The sequence below is a fragment of the Shewanella sp. 433 genome, from assembly GCF_059338565.1.
Window position 1 is genome coordinate 3,966,251 of the sequence record NZ_CM181703.1, and the last position, 21,844, is coordinate 3,988,094.

Sequence of the window (21,844 nt, forward strand, 5' to 3'; positions counted from 1 at the left end):
ATTATAAGACCTGCATCTCGCGCAGCAGGGCTTTGGTTTCCACTAAGGGCAAGCCAACAACCGCCGAATAGCTGCCTTTGATCGCTTCGACAAAACACCCACCGAGACCTTGTATGCCATAGGCTCCGGCCTTATCCATCGGCTCTTGGGTGGCAATATACGCGAGGATATCTTGTTGTGTTAGGCCACAAAATTGCACTTTAGTTTCAACGAGACACGATAACGTCTTGGTGCCATCGGTCACGGCCACCGCCGTCATCACGCTATGCTCGCGCCCCGACAACTGCTGCAGCATCTGCTCGGCATCGGCTGCATCTACTGGTTTACCTAAGATCTGTCCATCGAGCACCACTATGGTATCCGAGCCCAATACCACCGCGGGTGACTGGCCGTAAAGCGCCAAGCCAGCTTGCGCTTTTTCCACCGCTAGACGCTGCACAAACTGGGCGGCGGTTTCACCTGCTTGGTGACTCTCATCGATATCGGCAGCTAATACGTCAAAGCTAAACTCGGGGGAGGCCATGCCAATTTGGGCTAATAATTCGCGGCGACGCGGCGACGCTGAGGCTAATACTAATGTCATGTTTATCTCACTTTATAGGTGCGCCGCACCCGTCTGAGCATCCAAAAGACCCAAGGCCAAATGATTAAACTCGATACGGCAGGTAAAAACAGGCTGACATCGAAACTGGCCACATCAACCACAAACTCGACCCAAAATACCACCAGATGGTGCAAACACACCAAACAGGCGATCACTAAGGCTTGCTGCCACATGGGGAAGGTGCGCAGGCGCTGAAAATGCAATACCACCACATAGACAACTAATGACATAGACAAGGCTCGAATGCCCAAATGGGCCCCAAGTAAAATATCCAGCAGTACGCCTAAGATCCACGCCGATAAAATATTGTATCTGTGGGGCAACGCCATCGCCCAGTAGATCATCACCAGCAAGACCCAATCGGGGCGCCAACCTTCGACGATGCTAGGTAATGGCATGATTTGAAACAACATCGCCACCAGAAAACTTAACCATACGACCCAGCGGCCGTTGGGAACATGCATACTCATGGTGTTACCTCTACCGCAGCGTCATCCGGCTTGTCAGTCTCATCACTGCTAGGCGCAGCATAACCATCGGGCCACAGCAATAGCAGATAGCGAATTCTGTCTAATGCTGCCAGAGGCTGGGCAGTAACGGTGGCGTAACTCTGGCCATCGTCTTTGCCGACGCTGATAATACGCGCCACGGGATATCCTTCGGGAAAACGCTTACCTAAGCCAGATGACACCAAGAGATCGCCCACTCGAAGATCGGTACTCTTCGCGACGTGGCGTAGCTCCAGTTCGTCAATTTCACCCGTACCTTGCACCATCAGACGCACATCATTGCGGGTTACTCGCACCGGAATGGCATGGGTAACATCTGAGATCAATAACACCCGGCTGGTGAGTTCGCTAATCTCTACCACTTGACCGACCACGCCGTGAGCATCGACCACGGGCTGTCCGACAAACACGCCACTGCGTGCACCGTGGTTTAATACCACGTAATGACGATAGGGATCGCTGGCCACTTCCATCACCTCGGCGACCACTTTTTTGGCATCCATATGCACAGGAGACCCCAGCAGGGAGCGCAGACGATCATTTTCTTGGCGCAGGTGTTCAAAACGCTGCAAGCGTTCACTCATTAGCAGTTGTTGGCGTAGTAGCTCTTTGTTTTGCTTAGCCAGCATGTTACGGGTCGCCAAGCTTTCTGCCGACCAGTCAAGTACCGCACCTGGAATGTTGGCAACGTATTGTAAGGGGCTTAAAATGGAGGAGATGGATTGACGCACAGGCTCAAGCCTATCGTTAGCCACCAACAGGATCACCGACAACATAATTGCCAATGTTAGCCTGAATTGATTTGAAATACCGCGCGCAAAAATGGGTTTCATAAAACACTTAAGGCAGCTACCTGCGGCGACTGGGATAACAACTCGACTCGAGTCGTTTGGCTAAATGAGTACAAAAAGCGCATAAACCAGGTTGCCAGCATTAAGCTGCCTAAATTAAGTCGAATTAATTTTCTTCTGAAAAGAGATCGCCGCCATGCATATCGATCATCTCTAAGGCTTTACCGCCACCACGAGCGACGCACGTTAGTGGGTCATCGGCCAGCATCACCGGAATACCGGTTTCTTGCATCAATAAACGGTCGAGATCACGCAGTAGCGAACCACCACCGGTGAGCACCATGCCGCGCTCAGAGATATCTGATGCCAACTCTGGCGGCGACTGCTCTAGCGCCACCATCACGGCACTAACGATGCCAGACAGTGGCTCTTGTAGTGCTTCTAAAATTTCGTTGCTGTTAAGCGTAAAGCTGCGCGGAACCCCTTCGGCAAGGTTACGACCACGCACTTCAATTTCCAGTACTTCATCACCCGGATAAGCCGTGCCTATGGTGTGTTTAATCCGCTCGGCGGTGGCTTCACCAATCAGGCTGCCGTAGTTACGACGCACATAATTGATGATGGCATCATCAAACTTGTCACCACCAATACGCACTGAAGAGGAGTACACCACGCCATTAAGCGAGATAATTGCCACTTCGGTGGTACCACCACCGATGTCGATAACCATAGAGCCTGTGGCTTCCGACACTGGAAGACCTGCACCTATTGCCGCCGCCATTGGCTCTTCAATTAAATAGACTTCACGCGCACCTGCGCCCATCGCCGATTCACGGATCGCGCGACGCTCCACTTGAGTCGCCCCAACAGGCACGCACACCAACACCCGTGGGCTTGGACGAAAAACGCTGTTGTTATGCACTTGCTTAATGAAATGCTGCAACATTTTCTCGGTGACATAAAAATCGGCAATCACGCCATCTTTCATTGGCCGAATGGCCTGAATGTTACCCGGTGTACGGCCCAGCATCTGCTTGGCTTCTGTGCCCACAGCGGCAACAGACTTTTGCCCACCACTGCCGCGTTCGCCACGAATAGCAACAACCGAAGGCTCGTTTAACACTATGCCCTCTTCGCGAACGTAAATTAAGGTGTTTGCCGTACCCAAATCGATCGAAAGATCGTTAGAAAAAATGCCACGCAGCTTCTTGAACATGTAACCAGCCTGTCTCAGTCGAGTCGGAAAAATAAAAATCAGGTAACTTTATCAATCACCCCCCGATTCCACAAGGATATTATGCCGATCGCACCATAAATATCTGTTCATTTGTGAGGGTTTGTATCACAAGTGAGATTACTGGGCTAACCCTGCATCTCATCGTAAGAATTTATACCGCCCATCGCATCATCATAACCAGTTAACAAGTCACTATTGGCTTAACGTACTTCACGCCAAAATATCACCTTGTCGTGACCTCGATAAGTGCCAAAGTAAGCATTCGCACGTGGATCGTAAAGCGTGGTCGGTGTCGAGCCATCAAAATTCCAATACCACTTTAACCACGGCTTAACGTGTTGCTTTAGCGGAACCTCACCGGCAGCATTTGGCACAGAGAAATAGCTATAGCCTCGACCTAAACTAAGGCTGCCACTCTGCAGGGTTAAAGTGGGGTTACTGTAGGCGCGGATGGCAGGAAAGCCTGCCGGCGGTTGCATATATAATCCCTCAGTCGATGCCTCGGTTGCATCGAGTGAGGTTTGAGTATTGTAGAGTGAGCAGTTATCTATGCTGTTAATCACCCAAGTGGCCTCTCCTGTGGACGCGACGCTGCTAACATATTCGGCGCGCAGCGGCAGACGTAAACTTTCAGACTCTGGACCATAACCATTTTCTAACGCCAAACGCCCGTACCTAAGCGTAAATGCATCACCATCGGCGATATCGGTAAAGGTAAAGCTTCGGCAGCTGCCAGCAGCGTCATCCTGATAACAGATCCCGTCCTCGTCACTCACATCTGCAATCGACAAGGTCAAATCAAACTTGCCATCAAATGGTGTGAGCGGCGTTGGGCTGCGCAGATAATTGACTTGCGCGCCAATTAATTCGGCAACATTAGGTGTGCTCAAATAATTAACCACGCCCGATAACGCTGGAGCCAGACTATCAGCAATCGCCGCCCTGCTAGAGGTATCGAGATACTGACGCCCGCCCCAGCTATTACGCTGCTGAACATCTCGATGCTGATAGCGCCACCACTCACCCTGTTGATAATTAGTCGTCACGCCATTATTGGCACTATAGCCCACCACTTGTATCCTTGGCTCGGCTCCCGCGGTAAAACTAAAGGGTTGGTTCATATAGGTGAATGTACCGCAGCTATGAGTCACTTCAGGTATGTTACCCGTGATCCCCAAATAAGCGGGAGTAAAGCGGCCAAACACCTCACTGCTCGACTTGTCGATAACAATGGTAACCCCGTCATAATTTAATGCAGAGGACAAGGCTACCTTCATGGTGCCCACTTCGTTCCAGCTCTGCTCGCTAATCGAAAGTGCTGTTTCGGTATTAGATAGCGTAAATTCAACCGATGCTAGCCCTAAGCTACCATCACTACCTGAGCTAGGCTCCACGACTTGCGAGCGCATACCAAATCCTGAGTAGACAAAATTTTGCAACGCGTTGTTATCGCTAAAATCACTGTCGCCATCACTTTGCCAACAGGCCGCTTTTACCTGCATAGCAAACGGCTCAGCGGCAGCGGCTAATATTTGACAATTTTCATCATAGGGATCACTAGCATCGCAACGCTTATTACTGCCGCCATTGAAAAAGTGAAAACCCGCTGGCGCGGCGGTAAAGGTATCACTGTGACTCAAGGTTAAGGTATCAGTGCCACCGGTTGGTAAATTTACAGTATGAAGATGCTCTGCCGTTAACCTGACGACACCAGCCTCAGGATAATTGGCACTCAATGTCGCCACCCCTTGCCCATTAAAATGAACATCCATGCTACTTGTGGTGCCAGCATCGATCTCTGTGGTTGCAGTGGGCGCAAGTAGACTATTGAGGGTTAATTTAGCTGGGTTGTTGACGGCTGATGGACGCTCGTAACCTAAGCTGAAATGAATCGTCTTGGTCTGATCGGCAAACAGAGGCTGACACTGCTGAGTCTGGGTATCTTTGGTTACCGCAAACAAATTAAAGTTAGTGCTGTCCTTACAAGACAAGGTGTTAGGCACATCGAAGTAGAAGCCCGTATCTTCAAAATTCAACAAACATTGTGAATTATTCACCAAGCCACCGTCGATATAACAGCGATAGGGCGCACTTGGCGCCGTGGCACCGAGTCCTACCGACACGGAACCGCCATCGGTGTGCCACAGTTGTGTTTGGGTATTACCGCTAAAACTCACATCGCTATATTTATGACTATTTTTAGTAAGCTCGACCGAACTCCGCACACTTGACTCACTGGAACAATCATTGTTGATGCAGGCGCGCAGCGTGATCGCTTTAGCCGCGCAGCTGAGTGCGCCAGAGGTAAATTCGACGCGATAGTGATCGATTATGACGGGATCGATAGGTTCTTTGTTACACATGCCGCCGAAGTCAGCATCTTCTATGGCACTGGGGTCAAAATCCACATTACCATTACCTGTAATATCTAAATCATCCCCAGATGCTAATGCTCCACTAATACTAGCATTACCAGTAAGTTTGACAGTACCAGCAACATAAATGATGGCATTAAGCACATTTTGTCCTGCAATCGATAAATTCCCTCTGACATAAATAATTAAGTTCTCAGCCTTGCCAAATTGATTCACACTGGCCTGATTTAAGGTCAAATTATCAAAATACAAACGCGTGCTTGCACTATTAGTGCGAATATAATCCCCTTGTTTCACTTCACCATCAGCAAAGTTATAATCTATATTATTCAATAAAATAGAGCATATAGAGGCGTCATTCTTACCATCACATTCCAGATTACCAAGTTCAGGCCCAATATCTGTAGGTGGCATTAAACCAGGATCATGATTACCAGAAGGGGGGTTCGTAAAAATATTATCGCATTGTGGCACTGCCAATACAGACAGAGGCATCAGTATGATGAATAGCATTGAGCTAACAAATAATTTACTCACGCGCCTCGACCTCTACTTTACGGTTAACTCTCATGCAATTATCACCGTCACATGGCCCTGCGAAGCAGGTGGCTTCACTGCTAATAAGATACTGCACTGCGCCACTGTAATCGCTCGCTCGGCATGCAAGCTGGACGCTACACCCCTTAAAGCCCACCACATTGGGTGGCGTCCAAGATTGAGCGCTGTAATCGCACTCTCCGGCGCTCGCATCGAGCGGAAATAAGCGTGCTAGCGCCACATCGGCGCCACTGTTGGCTGCGGCAAAAGCCCGAGTGCCCAGCACCTCTAAATTCACCTGTTCGTCAGCATCTTGCACCACATTGATCAGCGCCGACGCCAGCAAAAACATCACTGTGATGACAAACAGGCCGATCACCAAGGCGCCACCACGCTGGGCACTCAAGGTCGATGATATTATGGGGTTAACCTTAGGGGACATTGATCACCTGCACTTGGTGCTGATATTGAAATGTTTGACCGTTAACCTCAAATAGTGGGCTTAACTGCACCACCGCATTATTCATTAAGGTTCTAGGTGTGTAACGAATGGGCGCGTCACTGATGAGATTATTCACCACATTTTCGGCCATCAATACCCCAGCCCCCATCTGAGCGGGGCTAGGCTGAGCGGCACTAAAATTATAGCCACTATAACGCCTCACCTCGCCGCTGGCCAAAAAGCAGTAACTGACGGACTCCGTTACCGTAAAATAGCGCCGCTGCGGCGACGCTTCATCAAAACGCACCGCGCGGTGAAACTCCACCAAACTGCCATTCACCTGTTTAATATCAAACATGCGCCCTGTCGTCCCTGCAGGTGTTGCGCCATAAACATGCGCAGCCGTTAGCGGGTAAACTACCATTTTATGAGCCTCATCAATCGTTTGTGATGGCTGCATAATACTGCCGTTAGCGGCAGCCTCACCCGGTGCAATAGGCAGTTGCAGGTAACTGGCACTGCTCATTATGGGCACATATTCGATGCACTGGTAAATGGTCGATGCAGGGGTAACGCGGATGCTATTGGGCAGCGCGTTACGTAGCTCGCGCGTCATACGCTCGATGGCAAATCGGCTTTGGCTCAACACCTGATCGACCGAAGTCGATTCAACAAAAATACGGGTGCCCAGCACGATAAAACTGCTCACGCCGACCGCTAAAATCCCTAAAATAATGATCACTGTGACCATCTCCACCAGCGTAAAGCCTGAGTGCTGGCGGCGAGTATGAACACTTAGGAAGCGATTGGGCATCAGTAGTTACTCCGCAGCGCGTTATAGACGATGGCTTCGCCACTGGGGGTGGTTACCGTAATGGTGATTAATTTACTCTTGCTGTCGTTATTAGGGTAAGTGACCTGCACCGCCAGTTGATAGTTAAGGTACTCATCGGCATAGGTTCGAGAGGAGTTCAGCATTAGGCTTGATTGAGTCAAACCATGGTAATCGTCCACATCACGATAGGCGTTACGGTTTAACCCAGCGGCGCCAAAGTCACTCTCTGCGGTGCAAGGTAAGCCTGCAGGCAAGCCCCTATCTGGGCGCGCGGCGGCGCCACATGCGGGCACGCCGCCATTAGGGTTGGTGTTTTGATCGTAACGCTTGCCCCAAATTTCATTGAGTAATGAATGGGCTAACTCGGCAGAGCGCACACGATGCAGAGTCTCTGCGGCGCGGTCGGCTTGGGGAAACAGCATGGTCGATAGCATAACCAAGGCGATGCTGAGCACTAACATGCCGACCACCAATTCAATTAAGGTAAACCCTTGCGCCCCATGATGGCCTAGGCGGCGGATAAAGTAACGGCCATGGTAAGTGTTAGCGTCCATGGATATAGCCCTGACTTTCAATCCTAAGCGTTAACACCTCATCAGCGCTCACCTTAATATCGCAGCCATTACTGCATGCGGGGACACTGCCGTCACGGGCAAATTGCAGCGCAAACACCGACAGGCCGTTAAGGCTTAATGCTGTGTTATTGGGCAGTGCTTGCGCTGTACCTGTCACGATAACGCTGCTGCAATCCTCTTGGTAGATCATCATCCGGTAGGCCTTATTATCGACATTGACGCCATAGCAACGGTCTTGATTATTCATCGCCATCAACTGCACCCGCCGCAACTCGGCGATAAACTCATCTCTTAAGGTGAAGGCGCTAAAATTGCTAGCAGAAAAAAACCGTGGCAACACCACCACAGACAAGATGGCAATCAACATGATGGTGGTCACTAGCTCTACAAGGGTAATGCCTTGCTGTTTTTCCATTGATATTCCGCCCACAAACCGCTGATAGCGTTATATTTTCTAATAACTCAATGAGTATGGCAAATAATGCCGCCCATTTCAGATTTTTATAGCACAGCTTGGTAAAAATGATGCGCATAAAAAGCAGTAACAAAAAAGGCCTGCTAAGCAGGCCTTTTCATTGGGAGTTTTATTAACAACCCGTGGTCACACTGGTGATGGCTAAGGTGCCGCCAGTATCTGTTACGCTGTTTTCATATTTGACATAACAAGCGCCAGTATCAGTAGTCGCTATAGGACTATTTTGCCCTTGAGGGTAGAAATAGATGATGTCATCCTCGGTATCATAAACCCACTCAGTCGTCTCATCGGCATCAGACTCCGCAGAGGCATCAATATCCAAAACATGCTCTAAGCTGCCGGTCCATACTGCAATAGGGTGACCATAATTGAGCTTTACAGGGGTTCCGGCAGCATCAACTTTAACAGTTGGAGCGTCATCAACGCCCAGCGCTTCATTCCCGGCAATCAGCGACTTGGAATAGATAAGACTATCGCCTCCTTTCAGCGCCGCCTCTAAGCCGGCGATGGTCGATGCGCGCGCATCACTTTGCAAGTTAATAAATTTAGGCGCGGCGGTGACCGCCAAAATACCTAAAATAATAATCACCACGACAAGCTCAATAAGCGTAAAGCCTTGTTGTTTTTTCATACTGTGTTTCCTTTAATTAAAAATAATAAATTATATAAATGACTTAGGCTTAATGGCATTAATGAGTGAAGCTCACTACTGCACCTGTTGCGGGGTTATAGGTCACCCCTTTACCCACATCTAAATCTGGAGTCGGAGTGGCAATACCACTAGCTTGATCTAATGCCAATGAATTGACTTGATGATAAACACACAAATCGATATTACTGACTAGATCACCATTGAGATCAACCGCGCTGCCCCCACTACCGTCTAGCACTCTCGCAGTAAACCTTTGATTACGCGCATCTTGGGTATAAAGCACATTACGCGGTGGGCTCTGTAATATGGCATTAAATACCTCTTGGCAACTGGCATCGCTCATCTGCGTGACATCACTGGCGTTAGGCACTGTCGCTGTTGGAAAACCAAAGCGGGGATCCAATGAAATGGTGGTGCCGTCGAGTACGACACTGTTCGCATTGCGACCATCAACTTCCCACTGTGAACGCACAAAGCTAACTGCAGTGGCAAGCCCACCAGCAACGCCATCGACGCTGGCATCTTCGGCATCATCGGTCACATTCAGAAAACGCGGGATCGCGGTTGCCGCTAAAATGCCCAAGATCACGATGACAATAACTAACTCAATAAGCGAGAACCCTTGCTGCTTTAGTCGTCCCATCTTGGTGGTCATATTCATATTTATTGCCTCTATGCTATATAGCGCTAATTCTAACAGTTACACAAAAATTAAAAACTATTGATATATCAATATTTAGTCAAATTTTTCCAAATAACTCGGCCGCTATTTAACTGATAACTTAACTTATCGCCATTGCGGCTGACATACTCACAAACTGGCCCACTATCGGTCGTTGCAACTCTTACAGCAACCTGCTGAGGTTTTGGCCCCAATAACTGCAACCACAACTGCCGACACCCGGCCTCATCTGCGTGCTTAAGGGTTGGCAGCCCTTGTTGATTAATCAGCACTGGCTCAACGCTGGGGCTCGCCTCACCTGTCGACCAGTGCAACACCAAAGTGTCCGGCCGACCTTGTCTCAACCACTGAGAGCGCACCATGGCAAGTACGTTTACTAAACGGGTATGTTCCATTTTCAACCCTTGGGCAGAGACATCCTCGACACTCCCCATAAAACGAAACGCTAATACCGCTAACATGATCAACACCACCACGATGGCGACCACCTTGCCGTAAAGCTTGATTAACTCACTATCGGCGAGTTGTTGTCGCTGCATCTAGCACCTACCCAATACCTGCCGAATATAAGTGCGCGGCCTCATTTTTCAACCCCCTTTGACCGCATTAAGCATGTCCCACATCGGCAAGTAAATTCCTAGGGCCAAAATCAATACTATGACTGCGACAATCCCAATTAAAATAGGTTCTAATTTTGCGGTGAGATTTTTGAGATCATAATCGACCTCCCCTTCATAAAAATCGGCGGCATCGTTAAGCAGTTGATCGATTTGACCGGTCTCTTCACCGACGGCCACCATTTGCAACACTAGCGGCGTAAACAACTGGCTCTGATTCGACACCCGCAGCATAGAATCACCCGACTCGATACCACGGCGCATCGCCACGATGCGGTCATGCATATAGGCGTTGTCGACTGCATCGGCGACGAGGCTGAGCGCCTGAGTCATTGGCACGCCAGCGCTGAGCATCATCGAGAAGCTACGGCAATAACGTGATAGGGTCGAGCGCTCGATAATGCTGCCCACCGCAGGGATCTTGAGCTTCCACTGATCCCACTGTTTCTCGCCCTTCTCGCTGTTATGCCAGTAGCGGGTCCCAACAAACCCCAGCAGCAGCCCCAGCAATAATAGATACCAATAATTGACAAAAAAGTTCGAGGTGGCGATCAACAATTTGGTGGCCCAAGGCAAGTCAGCACCAAAACGAGAAAACATCTCGGCAAACTTGGGGATCACCATAATATTAAGCACCACCATGGCCAACGCTACGGCGATTAATACAAAAATGGGGTAGCGCATCGCGGCTTTAATTCGACGGCGCGTCTCTTGTTCGCGCTCGATATAACCCGAGAGCTGAATAAAAGCATCTTCGAGCTTACCCGTGTTCTCTCCCACATGGATCATCGACACAAACAGCGCATCAAAGACATCTGGATGATGATTCATCGCCGACGATAAGGGCCGACCAGCGGTCAACTGCTCAGAAATATCTTTTAACGCCAGCTTCATTCGCTGTGAATGGGTGCTCTCCGACAACCCTGCTATCGCGCGTAAAATAGGGATCCCTGAACGTGTTAATGAGTACATCTGCCGAGTAAAAATTTGTAACTCATCTAACCCTACCTTGCCTTTAAACAGGGTTCCTAAATTAAAGTCACGCTTAGGTTTAGTTTCAATCAGCTCTAGAGGGATCACCGCGCGCGACATTAATTGGTCGGCGGCGGCGCTTGCCGATACGGCGTCGAGCCGTCCGGTCACCGCCTTGCCTTGGGCGTCTCTACCACGGTACTGATAAACCGGCATGGTTATCCCTCACTCTGTGGGCTATGCATCTGACTCGCCAGCGGTATCTGGGTCTCAGAGGCATCCTCTACCAACTTAGCCACTTCCTCTATGGTGGTGATGCCTTGGGCGAGGTAATCAAAGGCCGATTCGGCCAATGGCGTAAAGTTAGGACTGCGATAAGCTGCAGCGGCAAAATCTTGTGGGTTACCACTGCGCATCGCCTCAATCATGGCATCATCGAGTTCTAAAATTTCAAACACCCCCACTCGGCCACGATAACCGCTACCACCACAGCTTTGACAACCTGTACCGATACGTAAATTGGCGTGGGAAAAATCACGTCTGCTTACCGAACTAAGCCAGGCATTATCTTGGGCGCTCATCTCATAGGGCTGCGCGCAATGCTGGCATACCCGGCGCACCAAACGCTGAGCAATAATGACCCGCAGCGCACTGGCCACCAAGTAACTGGCGGCGCCCATATCGAGTAAGCGCAGCGCACTGGTCACGGCATCGTTAGTGTGCAGGGTCGATAACACAAAGTGACCGGTAAGCGCGCCTCGCAGGCCAATTTCGACCGTTTCTTGGTCACGCATCTCCCCCACCATGATGATGTCGGGATCTTGACGTAACGTGGTGCGCAATACATTAGAAAAATCTAGGCCAATCTTGTGATTCACTTGCACCTGATTGATGCGAGGCAATTGATATTCAATCGGATCTTCAACAGTAATAATTTTACGATCAGCGGTGTTGAGTTCACTGAGTACACCATACAAGGTGGTGGTTTTACCGCTACCCGTGGGCCCCGTCACCAATAGCATACCGTGGGGACGCTTAATCTGTCGCCGTACTCGGGCGAGCATGGCAGGCGGCATGCCGGTTTCATTAAGCGTTAACAGCCCAGCGGATTGGTCGAGCAAACGCATCACCACAGATTCGCCATGATAAATCGGCATGGTCGACATACGCACATCAATCTTATGGCCCTTGACCGTCATGTGAAAACGGCCATCTTGGGGCAAACGTTTCTCTGAAATATCCAGCCCAGCCATCAACTTAAGGCGTAACACTAGCGCGGCTGCGATATTGACTTCCGACAGGGTATGCTCCTGCAACTGGCCATCAATACGCTGACGAATACGCAATACTTTTTCGCCCGGCTCAATATGAATATCCGAGGCGCGCATCTGCACCGCGTCCTCAAAAATCGACTGCAGTAACTTAACCACTGTGGTTTCATTGTCACTGTCGGCATCGGTCAAACTGGCCAGATTAAATTGATCGTCGGCGGCATACTCCTCATCGAGCTTGCCCGCGATCTGCGCAATTTCACCTGTGCGGCGATACAAATTATCAAATGCGTGCAGCAGTTGAGTTTCGGTCACCACCGCAATTTGGATCGTTTTAGGGGCAAGCAACACTTCGATGTTATCCATCGCCTGCAGATCGGCCGGATCGCTCATGGCCACTAACACGCTGTCACCGTGATCTTCAACCACTAAGGCGCGATAACGGCGCGCCTGAACCTCTGGCAGTAAATTCACCACTTGCGGTGCGATCGCTCGGCGGCTGATATCCAAAAAGGGAATATTAAGCTGCTGAGATAAAAACCTCAGTAGCTGCTCTTCACTGATATAAGCCAGATCGATTAAGGTGCGCCCCAGTTTTTTACCGGACTTTTTTTGCTCCGCCAAGGCCTGAATTAGCTGTTCTTCGCTAATGATCTGTTCTTGTACCAACAGGTCGCCTAGGCGCATTTTTAACTTGGGTTTCACTCAACATCTCCTAACTGCGCTAAACGTTGTTCGATAAAGGCGCTGGCAGAGGCTGATAAGCCATCGAGAGCCAACGCTTGGCGATAGGCTTGTTTCGCGGATAAAAACTGTTGCTGAGAGTCGAGCGCATAGGCCAGCCCCATCCACCATTTGGCTTGATTGGGATCGACTCTCGTCAGCTGGCGATAACTCTGCTCAGCCAACGCAAACTGTTGTACTTGCTGCGCTAAATGGCTCTGCATGGTCCACTTTTGCACTGCAAGCAGATCAGCATCAGGAATCGTCGCTAACGCCGCTAATGCCTTATCTATGGCCCCGGATGCCTCATACAGCCTGGCTTGCAGTAGGGCATAATTAAAATGTTCAGGATACAAGACTCGCCCTTGCGCTAACGTGCTGTCGGCATCGCCGAGCCGCCCTTGACCATAGTAGAGCGCCGCTAAATGTTGCCTTGCCTGATGCAGGCTAGGATCGAGGCCAATCGCTTCAGAAAAATAGTCCTGGGCCTGCTGAAGTTGCCCCTCATTTTGTGCTCTCTGCCCTAAAGCAAACCGCTTTTGGGCCAGTGCCGATGGCGTGAGCTTAACTTCTTTCACCGCCATTGCACCTGCCACTTGACGAGGCTCTGCCGCGTTAGGCTGGCGCACTAGTTGTTGATTCACCTCACTGGCGGCTACTCTATTTTTGTCTGATGTATGTTGCATCGCAATATGTCTGCCCGCATTGTCGCCAGTGATGGCATCGACGCTGCCATGGGGACTGCTATCGGTATTGGGGTTTGCCTTCGCATTTGTCGTGATATTCGCCGCTAATGTTTGGTTATCTATCCCCTTAGCCGCGACATCAGGCAACTGCTGCTGTGACTCTGCCAGCGCGTTCATATCCTTTGCTTCTGTAGGCTCAGATGACGCTAACTCTTGTGCCGCGACATTGACTGCGGGCAGCTGCGCTTGCTGTAAATCTTGCTCAAGCTGGGTATTATTTTGGGTTAAAATGGCCAGCTGCTGCCACGCCATGGTGGCGCCAATAGTGCCACATACAGACAATAACAAGAGTAAAGCCCAAGGCAAGAGACGAGCAAAAGCACCCGGCGTAGGTGCAACATACTGTACATCAGGCACTGGAAGGGTTTCTATGGGCTGAGCTTGCTGGCGCTTATCGAGATCTTTGAGCATGGTATTAATCACACTCATACGAGTGCCCCACTCACCCAGCGCCACACCGCGATAGAGAGTACTGATACGGTGGCAACCACAGCAAACCACCAGCGTGGACTGCGCCGCTCGGCTCCTGCATCTTCGGTATCGCTAATGGCTGCACGAATATGACGAGGCAGCACTTGTGACGCCCCTTCACCAAAGGCCAATAACAGCGCTTTATGAGACAAAATATTGATCAACCTTGGGATCCCTCGTGCCGCCTTGGCAATATGCCGACAACCACTGGGTGAAAATAACGCGGCGCCTTGATAGCCCGCAATGTGTAACCTATGGGTGAGATAAGCGGCGGTTTCGTCATAGGTTAACGGCCGTAATCGATAGCTAAAGGTGATGCGCTGCCTTAACTGGCGAAACGGCTTTAAACTCAAACGTTCATCTAATTCTGGTTGGGCAAACAACACCACCTGCAATAACTTACGGCTTTCGGTTTCGAGATTGGTAAATAGCCGCAGCGCCTCGAGGCTCTCGTCAGGCAACGCCTGAGCCTCATCTAACACCAGCACAATGGCGTGACCATGGGCCGATAAGGCGATCAGCTGTTGCTGAATTAAGGTGGTCAGCTGCTGTTGATCAATATTGGCTGAGTATTTAAGCCCCAGCTCTAACGCAACCGCCCAGCGCAGTTCAGCGGGCGTGAGATAAGGATTCGGCAGGTACGCACAATGGAACCGAGCGGGAATATCATTAAGCAGCTTGCGGCAGAGAAGAGTCTTACCTGTGCCGACCTCGCCAATCACCTTGATAAAGCCTTCGCCAGTTTGCAACGCCGTTTGCAGCACTTGCAGCGCCTCAACATGAGGCGCTAGCCCAAAGAAAAACTCCGTATTGGGCGTTAATGAAAACGGGGTCTGCGCCATGCCAAAGTGCTGCTGATACAAGTGACGCTACTCCTTTACAGGCTCTGGATACCAACGGTCGAGCAAGGCTTTTGAGCGTTCAAGCTCAGCCTTCCAAGTATCGGCACCGACTACGGTAGGTTTGAGTAAAATCACCAGCTCGGTTTTTCTCAGTGACTGACTGCGGTTGGTAAATACCTCACCAAGCAAGGGGATGTCGCCTAAGAAGGGCACTTTAGAAACCAGCTCAATATTTTCACTCTTCATCAAACCACCAATCACCACCACATCACCGGTGCGCGCTTTAATCACGGTATCTGACTCGCGGATCTCGCTCTGTGCCAGTGGCAACTCCAGAGTGCTGTTAGAAATTTTGATGGATTTATTTTGCTCTTTAATGTCGATAACCGACGGATGAACATGCAGTAACACATTACCTTCGGCATCGATTTGCGGCGTAACATCTAGGGCGATACCAGAGAAAAATGGCGTCAGTTCTACCTCCGGGGTGGTAACTGGTGTGGTGCCCGCCACGGTAGTTGAAGAGACGTCGGTGACAAAATACTCGTCACTGCCCACTTTAATCACCGCCTTTTGGTTGTTCGAGGCGGTCACCCTTGGACTAGACAGCACATCGACATCGCCTTGGGTATCGAGCAAGGTGATCATACTAGCGAAATCACTGCCAGTGATTTGTAAGGAGGTTACGCCCCCTATCGCGGCGCTGATCTGATCGCCAAACGAACCCGCCGAGGTACCAAAGTTAACACTGGTATTACCATTGGCTAAAGCGGTGCCCACGACGTTATCCCACTGGATCCCCTGCTGATAACCGTCCGACAAGGTGACCTCTAAAATTTTGGCTTCGAGGATCACTTGCCGTTGCAGGTGACTCTCGGCAGTTTGCAAGAAGGTTTTCACCTGACGTAACTCGTTAGGAAAGGCGCGAACCGTGACTAAACCGGCCTGCGGCGTAATGACCACTTGGCGGCCGTTGCCTGTCTCGCCAACAATCGACACTAAGGTCTCTTTCAAGTCGCCCCAAAAATCACTCTTGGTGGTCGACCGGATAAAGGTGCCATTGGTGGTGTCGTTACTGTTATTGTTGTTCGAATCGTTATTGGAGCCAAAATTACCGTTATTATTGTTACCGTTGTTATTGCTGTTGCTGTTTGAGTTATTGGTATCGGAGATTCGTCCCGAGTTGACCGAAGTGAGCGAAAGGCCGTTGCGCTCCATGTGCAGGTAATTTAGCGCGAAGGTCTCGGTGCGCATGCCCGCAGGATAGACGCGTAAAATACGCCCATCACGACTCACTTCATAGCCATAAATATCTTCCACGACTTGCAAGGCTTCACTCAATGTCACCCCTTTTAATGACAGTGAGATCGTGCCGCTGACATTGGGATGCACCGCCACACTCAGTGGGGTGCCCTGCACTAGGCTTGGAAAAAACACCTTGGCATCAACGTCATTAGCCGACACATCGAAACGTCGCTCTGGGGGCATCATGGGCGCTGGGCTCCCCAGTAATGAGGCCGAGGCAAGCTCACGCTGCACCGAGTCTGGCATGACAGCCGCTGGCGGCATATTCACCTGATATTCTTGCTGAGAAATAGAGCTGGATAATGCCGACTTTGACTCGACAGGCTGCGGACGATCCGTTGTCTGACATGCCACTAAAAGCAGCGCCACGAGTGGCGTGAAGGTTCTTATTGCGGTCATTTATTGTCCCTTAGTCTCTGTTACGGCTTGGTACAAGGAGAAGTGTCGGCCATCGGCTAGCCACACGCCTTTGGCGTTAATGCGCACTATTTTAACCCCTTGTACCCGGTCACCTAGGGTGAACATCTTATTATTAAAAATCGCGGTCGCGCTATTATCCGATATCAACACACTGTTTAATTTAAGTGTATCAGCCCCTTGTTGTTGACTGACTGAGTGCGACACCGCGCCAACGCCCGGTTGAGTCGGATCCCGTAACGATTGCGCCTGCGCCGGGATAACCAGCATACAGGCTGAAGCAATCAACAAGGCTAAGCCAGATTTCATCTTATTTCGCCACACTGATAAAGTCCTTATTGATACTTAAGGTGTATAACTCCAATACCACGCTTGCCTTAGGGTGCTTATCGACGCTGTAATCGAGCTGCTTCCAGTAAAGCTTATTGGGCATATTTTCTACCGCTTGCACAAACTTCAGCGTGGCAAAATAGTCGCCCACGAAGGTGAGCTTAATACCATGACTGTACAAATTCAGCTTGTCTTGATCACCGACCGGCAGTAAAGGTTGTGGAGCGAGGGTATCGAACGAATGTAATTTCACTCCTTTAATCTGCCCCAGCAATTGGCTCAACATCGCCGGCATATGCTCAGCTGGCACCATATCAACCATCTGAAATGACAGCTGTTGGTCGATATCCGCCAACTGTTGCTCTAACGTGGTTAATCGTTGCCGATATTCTTGGTCGGGATCTTGGGCTAAGCGCTGCTGATAGAGTTCAATTTGCTGCATTGAGACCTTGTTTTCTGTGGTCATCGCGCTTACTTGACGCTGCAGCGTATCACGCTTAAGCAGTAACGACTCTAATGGAAAATAGAGTAGCGCAGCGATAACCATAAGCGCAGCGCCAGCTATCATCAGCCGCTCACGCTGAGTGAGTACATTAAACTGAGCGCCCCATTGGGACCAAAATGGCTTCATTGGCTCGACTCCTTTGCGGCTTCACTGCGAAGCACGAATGACAGCGGCTCGCCTTCGCCCCGGCTGATGGTCAAGGTGCTAAAGGCTTGCCCTTTTAAGGTATCGACCTGCTTTAAACGCTCCACCCAACGCGGCACATCCTGCGGCGCACTGCTGTAGCCTTCAAATATCACTTGTTTTTCCATAATCTGGATACGGGTCAGCCATGTGCGACTGTCTGCCACACTGGCCAAGTCGGTTAATAAGGAGGAGTAGCCATGACTGGTGAGCGCTTGCACTTGGCCGAGCTCACCCAGCAATTGGCGTTTCAGCTCAAGCTGCTGGGTCACCAGATCCACCTTAGCCACTAACGTCGGTGAAGCCCCGCGCGCGCCGAGCTGCTGCTCTAACTGCAGTTTTTGGCGGTCATAGTCTGCCTTTTGCGCGCTTAATTGCGTATGTTGTTGCTGCAGACGATTAACGCTCCAATAGGTGATGCCATTGGCTATCAGTAACAAGAGTCCCACCGCTATCGCCACTTGGCATAAACGTGCAAAAGAGAGCCGTAATTGGGGGGGTAACAGTGAGGGATGAAATAGGTTAACCCTGAGTTTTTGCGCCATCTACGCCACCTCCTGTTGAGCATCTCGACTAAACTCGGCGTAAGCAAGCTCAGCCAGTTTGTCTGCGACGCGCTCGCAGGGGATCACCTCGACCTGCTGGTCAAAGTTGGCCGATAGCAAATTAGCCAACTCATTACGATCGCCTTCCATTAACAAGTCAATTGAGGCCACCGGGGCTTGACGGAATTGGCTTTCAAAGTAATCCATCGAGCGTTGCAGCTCGATACTCAGATTATCGGCTATACCTAAACGCAGATCCGCCGCCGATACCGTATCTATCTGATTAAAGCCTCTGACGCTGCGCTGCATAAACAGTTGCCCCTGCTTAATCACAGCCAGCATCAGCTCACTGTTTGGCATATGGCACAAGACCAATCTCGCTTGATTGTCATTCACCTGATAATTACTGATGGCCATCTCTTCAATACTGATGCCGGCAATGGTGAGTTCATGTTGCTTAGCGGCCAACGCCAAAGCGCTGAGCATGGCACGCTCGGCCACCACCACAGTTAACTTGTTGCTACTCGATTGCGGCGCTTCAAAATAATCTAAATGCAGCGCATTGACGGGTTTGACCACCATATCTTTAATCGACCAAAATAAGGCTTGGCTTATCTCTTCATCGGCAACCGGTGGCTTGTCGACTAGTAGCAATTGGTAATAGCAATCGCTAAGGACAATGTGCATATTGGCAGCGGGAATTTGTTCAGCAAGACTTGCCAAAGCAAGATGCCAATCATGTTTGATTAGCGGAATTTTAATCAAGGCTGGCGATTCAGCCCCGCAATATACCGTCAGTTCGTCGACGCCAATATAAACACCAACATTAGCACTAGGGTGTGATGTTTGCCAAAAAGCCAGTTTACTGAAAAAACGTTGTTGCATTAAGCTGTGCCCACTATGTTATGCCCAATCTGAGTTGAGACACCCAAACCACCAAAAAATCCAATCACAGCGCAATATCGAACCAGAGGGTAAGTGTTAAACATCGAAAAAATTGTGGTCATTGTAGCGACTAATTTCTTAATTTTATAGAAAAAAGCCCAGAACCATGCGATATCTTCAATTTAGTTCACTCTAGCATAGTCATATTTGCCAACGCCCTTACCCCTCTCACTATTATATTTCTTGTACCGGATCGCTAAACAGGCTGCCCTGCCCGGCACTGACCCCTAGAATTTTAAGGGTTTGCCACTCTTCGAATGACTCTATCGCTTCGGCAAACACCCGCACTTCAGCGCGATATAAGCCGCCGATAAGGCTTCTTACAAACAATTGATTCTCTTGGCGTAAATGAATCTGCCGCACGATAGAACGATGCAATTTAATGATATCGAATTTACAGCTAGTGATGTATTGCATGCTCACCACCTGTTGGCCAACTCGGTCAACGCACAGGCTAGCCCCCATTTTACTGATCATATTCAATGTGGGCGTTAACTGCTCAATATTATTGACCACAATATCTTCATTGACCTCAATAATAAGTTTGCATGCCAGATTACGGTATTCGAGTAAGGTGGTTTTAAACCAACGAATAAATGCCCGGCTGGTCAGGGTATCGAGGCTAAGATTGATACTGTAACGCTGAGTGCTTTGAGGGTTGCTGCCTAACAAGTCAAATAACACAGCTTCTATCACCTGACGCTCAATTTGAGGGGTAAGACCGCACTTAATCGCCATGGGTAAAAACAGGGTGGCCCGAACCAAGTTACCTTTGCTGTCGCGTAGCCTACTCGACACCTCTCTGTGGTGCTCTACCCCATCACTGTCCAACACCGGCTGAGAATAGATAACCACCCGCTTGTTAACCAGCGCATACTCTAAAAAGCTGCGCCAACGCACCGAACCTCGGGCAAACTCTTCATCGACGGCCCCCTTGTCATACATAAACCAGCCGCTAGGTCCCTGAAACTGCGCTGCACGTAACGCCATTTCCGCCTCTTCAATCAACTGCTCTTTACTGTCGCCCACCTTAAAATAAGCCACACCAATATGGAAAAAATCATCACGATTAACCAAGTCATCCAATGGCTGTGCCAAACAGACCTTAAGCAATTTAGCCACCAGCTTTTCAACATCGACCAAGGAAATTTGCGGAATAACAATGGCAAACTGATTATAAGAACGGCGTGAAAAAATACTGTTAGCGTAACTGTTGAGCAACTGGTTAATGTCATTAATGGTGTGGCTCAGCATCTCTTGGATGGTGAACTCATCATGCTCTTGCTGCAATAGATCCAGATCTTCCATCTCAAGCAGCAACAGCACTCCTGGGGCGATCATCCCCTGATCGTTACTTAACGCATCGAGCCGATTTTTTAAAAACAACCGATTTCCTATGCCCGTGACGGGATCGAGGAAGGTGTTAGACCGAATCACCTTATCGAAACGCGCTCGCTGTTTTTGCGCATCATCGAGTTCCAGCAGCAATTGTGTTAAGGCACGGTTAATGAGCCTTGGTCGCCCATGACCACGTTCGGCCAAAGCTTTGTCATAATCGCCAGATAAGATAAGGTGGCTACGCTTAGCTAAATCTTCAATGCCTTCGAGTTGTTGGGCTAACCAGAGATATCCCCAGCGCACAAAGCTCGCGATAGCCGTTAAGCCTAGCAGCAAAATCAACCCGCCATAACCACTGATCTGATTGAATTGCAGCGGACGGGGCAAACTGAGCTCAAACATAAGCGCTGCTTGATCGGCTGTAGCGGACAAACTTGCTATTGGCGCGACAGGTAAGATGGCACGTTCATAACGAATAACGCGCCGCTCGCCTTGAGGACTATCATAGCGATATAACACCTCATTTTGACGTGTTAACACAAACTGCTGTGCCTGATAGGCCGACAATAGTTGTGGTAGCCAAAGATCGAGCCCTTGTATATGCGCTGGCGTTTGATGCTGCGACAAAATAGTGCTGAGTTGTGTGACTTGCTGTCGCTGCTGTTTATAGGTCAGCTGTACTACACTAAACACCGCAGTCAGCAGAAAAATAAACGCCATTGCCACTAGCGATAACAGCCAGAAACTGGTGAGCTTTTTAGTTAATAGTACATTTGCTTTCATGCCGCTTCCTGCAGAATTATTGTTATATTTTTTGCTGCTACTGGTTTTTATACCAATAAAATTAAATGGTTAATTTATTAATGCGACAAATGTTTATCTACGCTCGTTAGCCAATGGCTAAATGTAACCCTGATAAA

Annotated in this window: 22 protein-coding genes; all 22 read right to left on the reverse strand. The window is 49.7% G+C overall.

Features of this window, described 5'->3' with window-relative positions; all coding sequences use genetic code 11:
- Position 1: 1 nt before the first annotated feature.
- Positions 2-583: a Maf family protein gene (locus tag AC5YB1_RS17535; RefSeq protein ID WP_494520206.1), complete on the reverse strand. Its 582-nt coding sequence runs from the start codon at positions 581-583 to the stop codon at positions 2-4.
- 2 nt (positions 584-585) lie between these two features.
- A complete protein-coding gene (gene mreD, locus AC5YB1_RS17540; RefSeq protein ID WP_494520207.1) occupies positions 586-1,074 on the reverse strand; it encodes a rod shape-determining protein MreD in 489 nt (162 codons plus the stop codon).
- Positions 1,071-1,946: a rod shape-determining protein MreC gene (mreC, locus tag AC5YB1_RS17545; RefSeq protein WP_494520208.1), complete on the reverse strand. Its 876-nt coding sequence runs from the start codon at positions 1,944-1,946 to the stop codon at positions 1,071-1,073. Before mreC ends, mreD begins: the two co-directional genes overlap by 4 nt.
- Positions 1,947-2,070: 124 nt before the next feature.
- Complete coding sequence (locus AC5YB1_RS17550) at positions 2,071-3,120, reverse strand: rod shape-determining protein (protein WP_494520209.1); 1,050 nt, start codon at positions 3,118-3,120, stop codon at positions 2,071-2,073.
- A gap of 221 nt (positions 3,121-3,341) precedes the next feature.
- Positions 3,342-6,053 (reverse strand): DUF8470 domain-containing protein, encoded by a 2,712-nt coding sequence (locus tag AC5YB1_RS17555; RefSeq protein WP_494520210.1) that lies wholly within the window; start codon positions 6,051-6,053, stop codon positions 3,342-3,344.
- Positions 6,046-6,495, reverse strand: coding sequence for an MSHA biogenesis protein MshP (locus AC5YB1_RS17560; protein ID WP_494520211.1), 450 nt, complete (start codon positions 6,493-6,495; stop codon positions 6,046-6,048). The genes AC5YB1_RS17555 and AC5YB1_RS17560 overlap by 8 nt, the downstream gene beginning before the upstream one ends.
- Positions 6,485-7,309 (reverse strand): PilW family protein, encoded by an 825-nt coding sequence (locus AC5YB1_RS17565; RefSeq protein WP_494520212.1) that lies wholly within the window; start codon positions 7,307-7,309, stop codon positions 6,485-6,487. The genes AC5YB1_RS17560 and AC5YB1_RS17565 overlap by 11 nt, the downstream gene beginning before the upstream one ends.
- A complete protein-coding gene (locus tag AC5YB1_RS17570; RefSeq protein WP_494520213.1) occupies positions 7,309-7,884 on the reverse strand; it encodes a prepilin-type N-terminal cleavage/methylation domain-containing protein in 576 nt (191 codons plus the stop codon). Before AC5YB1_RS17570 ends, AC5YB1_RS17565 begins: the two co-directional genes overlap by 1 nt.
- Complete coding sequence (locus AC5YB1_RS17575) at positions 7,874-8,320, reverse strand: pilus assembly FimT family protein (protein WP_494520214.1); 447 nt, start codon at positions 8,318-8,320, stop codon at positions 7,874-7,876. The genes AC5YB1_RS17570 and AC5YB1_RS17575 overlap by 11 nt, the downstream gene beginning before the upstream one ends.
- Positions 8,321-8,492: 172 nt before the next feature.
- Positions 8,493-9,011, reverse strand: coding sequence for a type II secretion system protein (locus AC5YB1_RS17580; RefSeq protein WP_494520215.1), 519 nt, complete (start codon positions 9,009-9,011; stop codon positions 8,493-8,495).
- 58 nt (positions 9,012-9,069) lie between these two features.
- Positions 9,070-9,693, reverse strand: coding sequence for a prepilin-type N-terminal cleavage/methylation domain-containing protein (locus AC5YB1_RS17585; protein WP_494520216.1), 624 nt, complete (start codon positions 9,691-9,693; stop codon positions 9,070-9,072).
- Between the two features lie 68 nt (positions 9,694-9,761).
- Positions 9,762-10,253, reverse strand: a complete 492-nt coding sequence (locus tag AC5YB1_RS17590) for a hypothetical protein (protein WP_494520217.1) — start codon at positions 10,251-10,253, stop codon at positions 9,762-9,764.
- Between the two features lie 48 nt (positions 10,254-10,301).
- On the reverse strand, positions 10,302-11,519 hold the full coding sequence (locus AC5YB1_RS17595) for a type II secretion system F family protein (protein WP_494520218.1): 1,218 nt from the start codon (positions 11,517-11,519) through the stop codon (positions 10,302-10,304).
- A gap of 2 nt (positions 11,520-11,521) precedes the next feature.
- A complete protein-coding gene (locus AC5YB1_RS17600) occupies positions 11,522-13,279 on the reverse strand; it encodes a GspE/PulE family protein (protein ID WP_494520219.1) in 1,758 nt (585 codons plus the stop codon).
- On the reverse strand, positions 13,276-14,472 hold the full coding sequence (locus AC5YB1_RS17605) for a tetratricopeptide repeat protein (protein WP_494520220.1): 1,197 nt from the start codon (positions 14,470-14,472) through the stop codon (positions 13,276-13,278). Before AC5YB1_RS17605 ends, AC5YB1_RS17600 begins: the two co-directional genes overlap by 4 nt.
- Complete coding sequence (locus AC5YB1_RS17610) at positions 14,469-15,377, reverse strand: ExeA family protein (protein WP_494520221.1); 909 nt, start codon at positions 15,375-15,377, stop codon at positions 14,469-14,471. The genes AC5YB1_RS17605 and AC5YB1_RS17610 overlap by 4 nt, the downstream gene beginning before the upstream one ends.
- A 6-nt stretch (positions 15,378-15,383) precedes the next feature.
- Complete coding sequence (mshL, locus tag AC5YB1_RS17615) at positions 15,384-17,060, reverse strand: pilus (MSHA type) biogenesis protein MshL (RefSeq protein ID WP_494520222.1); 1,677 nt, start codon at positions 17,058-17,060, stop codon at positions 15,384-15,386.
- Positions 17,061-17,387, reverse strand: coding sequence for an AKAP95 family protein (locus AC5YB1_RS17620; RefSeq protein ID WP_494520223.1), 327 nt, complete (start codon positions 17,385-17,387; stop codon positions 17,061-17,063). It lies immediately after the preceding gene.
- Between the two features lies 1 nt (position 17,388).
- On the reverse strand, positions 17,389-18,039 hold the full coding sequence (locus tag AC5YB1_RS17625; RefSeq protein ID WP_494520224.1) for an MSHA biogenesis protein MshJ: 651 nt from the start codon (positions 18,037-18,039) through the stop codon (positions 17,389-17,391).
- Complete coding sequence (locus tag AC5YB1_RS17630) at positions 18,036-18,641, reverse strand: PilN domain-containing protein (RefSeq protein WP_494520225.1); 606 nt, start codon at positions 18,639-18,641, stop codon at positions 18,036-18,038. Before AC5YB1_RS17630 ends, AC5YB1_RS17625 begins: the two co-directional genes overlap by 4 nt.
- On the reverse strand, positions 18,642-19,526 hold the full coding sequence (locus AC5YB1_RS17635; RefSeq protein ID WP_494520226.1) for an MSHA biogenesis protein MshI: 885 nt from the start codon (positions 19,524-19,526) through the stop codon (positions 18,642-18,644).
- A gap of 234 nt (positions 19,527-19,760) precedes the next feature.
- Positions 19,761-21,707, reverse strand: coding sequence for an RNase E specificity factor CsrD (csrD, locus tag AC5YB1_RS17640; protein ID WP_494520227.1), 1,947 nt, complete (start codon positions 21,705-21,707; stop codon positions 19,761-19,763).
- Between the last annotated feature and the right edge of the window lie 137 nt (positions 21,708-21,844).

Bases quoted from the DNA above. Each gene is read 5' to 3' on its own strand.
- mreD (WP_494520207.1), bottom strand. From the start codon at position 1,074: ATGAGTATGCATGTTCCCAACGGCCGCTGGGTCGTATGGTTAAGTTTT.
- AC5YB1_RS17620 (WP_494520223.1), bottom strand. From the start codon at position 17,387: ATGAAATCTGGCTTAGCCTTGTTGATTGCTTCAGCCTGTATGCTGGTT.
- AC5YB1_RS17565 (WP_494520212.1), bottom strand. From the start codon at position 7,309: ATGCCCAATCGCTTCCTAAGTGTTCATACTCGCCGCCAGCACTCAGGC.
- AC5YB1_RS17535 (WP_494520206.1), bottom strand. From the start codon at position 583: ATGACATTAGTATTAGCCTCAGCGTCGCCGCGTCGCCGCGAATTATTA.
- csrD (WP_494520227.1), bottom strand. From the start codon at position 21,707: ATGAAAGCAAATGTACTATTAACTAAAAAGCTCACCAGTTTCTGGCTG.
- AC5YB1_RS17580 (WP_494520215.1), bottom strand. From the start codon at position 9,011: ATGAAAAAACAACAAGGCTTTACGCTTATTGAGCTTGTCGTGGTGATT.
- AC5YB1_RS17595 (WP_494520218.1), bottom strand. From the start codon at position 11,519: ATGCCGGTTTATCAGTACCGTGGTAGAGACGCCCAAGGCAAGGCGGTG.
- AC5YB1_RS17590 (WP_494520217.1), bottom strand. From the start codon at position 10,253: ATGCAGCGACAACAACTCGCCGATAGTGAGTTAATCAAGCTTTACGGC.
- AC5YB1_RS17570 (WP_494520213.1), bottom strand. From the start codon at position 7,884: ATGGACGCTAACACTTACCATGGCCGTTACTTTATCCGCCGCCTAGGC.
- mshL (WP_494520222.1), bottom strand. From the start codon at position 17,060: ATGACCGCAATAAGAACCTTCACGCCACTCGTGGCGCTGCTTTTAGTG.
- AC5YB1_RS17605 (WP_494520220.1), bottom strand. From the start codon at position 14,472: ATGAGTGTGATTAATACCATGCTCAAAGATCTCGATAAGCGCCAGCAA.
- AC5YB1_RS17635 (WP_494520226.1), bottom strand. From the start codon at position 19,526: ATGCAACAACGTTTTTTCAGTAAACTGGCTTTTTGGCAAACATCACAC.
- AC5YB1_RS17560 (WP_494520211.1), bottom strand. From the start codon at position 6,495: ATGTCCCCTAAGGTTAACCCCATAATATCATCGACCTTGAGTGCCCAG.
- AC5YB1_RS17575 (WP_494520214.1), bottom strand. From the start codon at position 8,320: ATGGAAAAACAGCAAGGCATTACCCTTGTAGAGCTAGTGACCACCATC.
- AC5YB1_RS17550 (WP_494520209.1), bottom strand. From the start codon at position 3,120: ATGTTCAAGAAGCTGCGTGGCATTTTTTCTAACGATCTTTCGATCGAT.
- AC5YB1_RS17630 (WP_494520225.1), bottom strand. From the start codon at position 18,641: ATGGCGCAAAAACTCAGGGTTAACCTATTTCATCCCTCACTGTTACCC.
- mreC (WP_494520208.1), bottom strand. From the start codon at position 1,946: ATGAAACCCATTTTTGCGCGCGGTATTTCAAATCAATTCAGGCTAACA.
- AC5YB1_RS17625 (WP_494520224.1), bottom strand. From the start codon at position 18,039: ATGAAGCCATTTTGGTCCCAATGGGGCGCTCAGTTTAATGTACTCACT.
- AC5YB1_RS17585 (WP_494520216.1), bottom strand. From the start codon at position 9,693: ATGAATATGACCACCAAGATGGGACGACTAAAGCAGCAAGGGTTCTCG.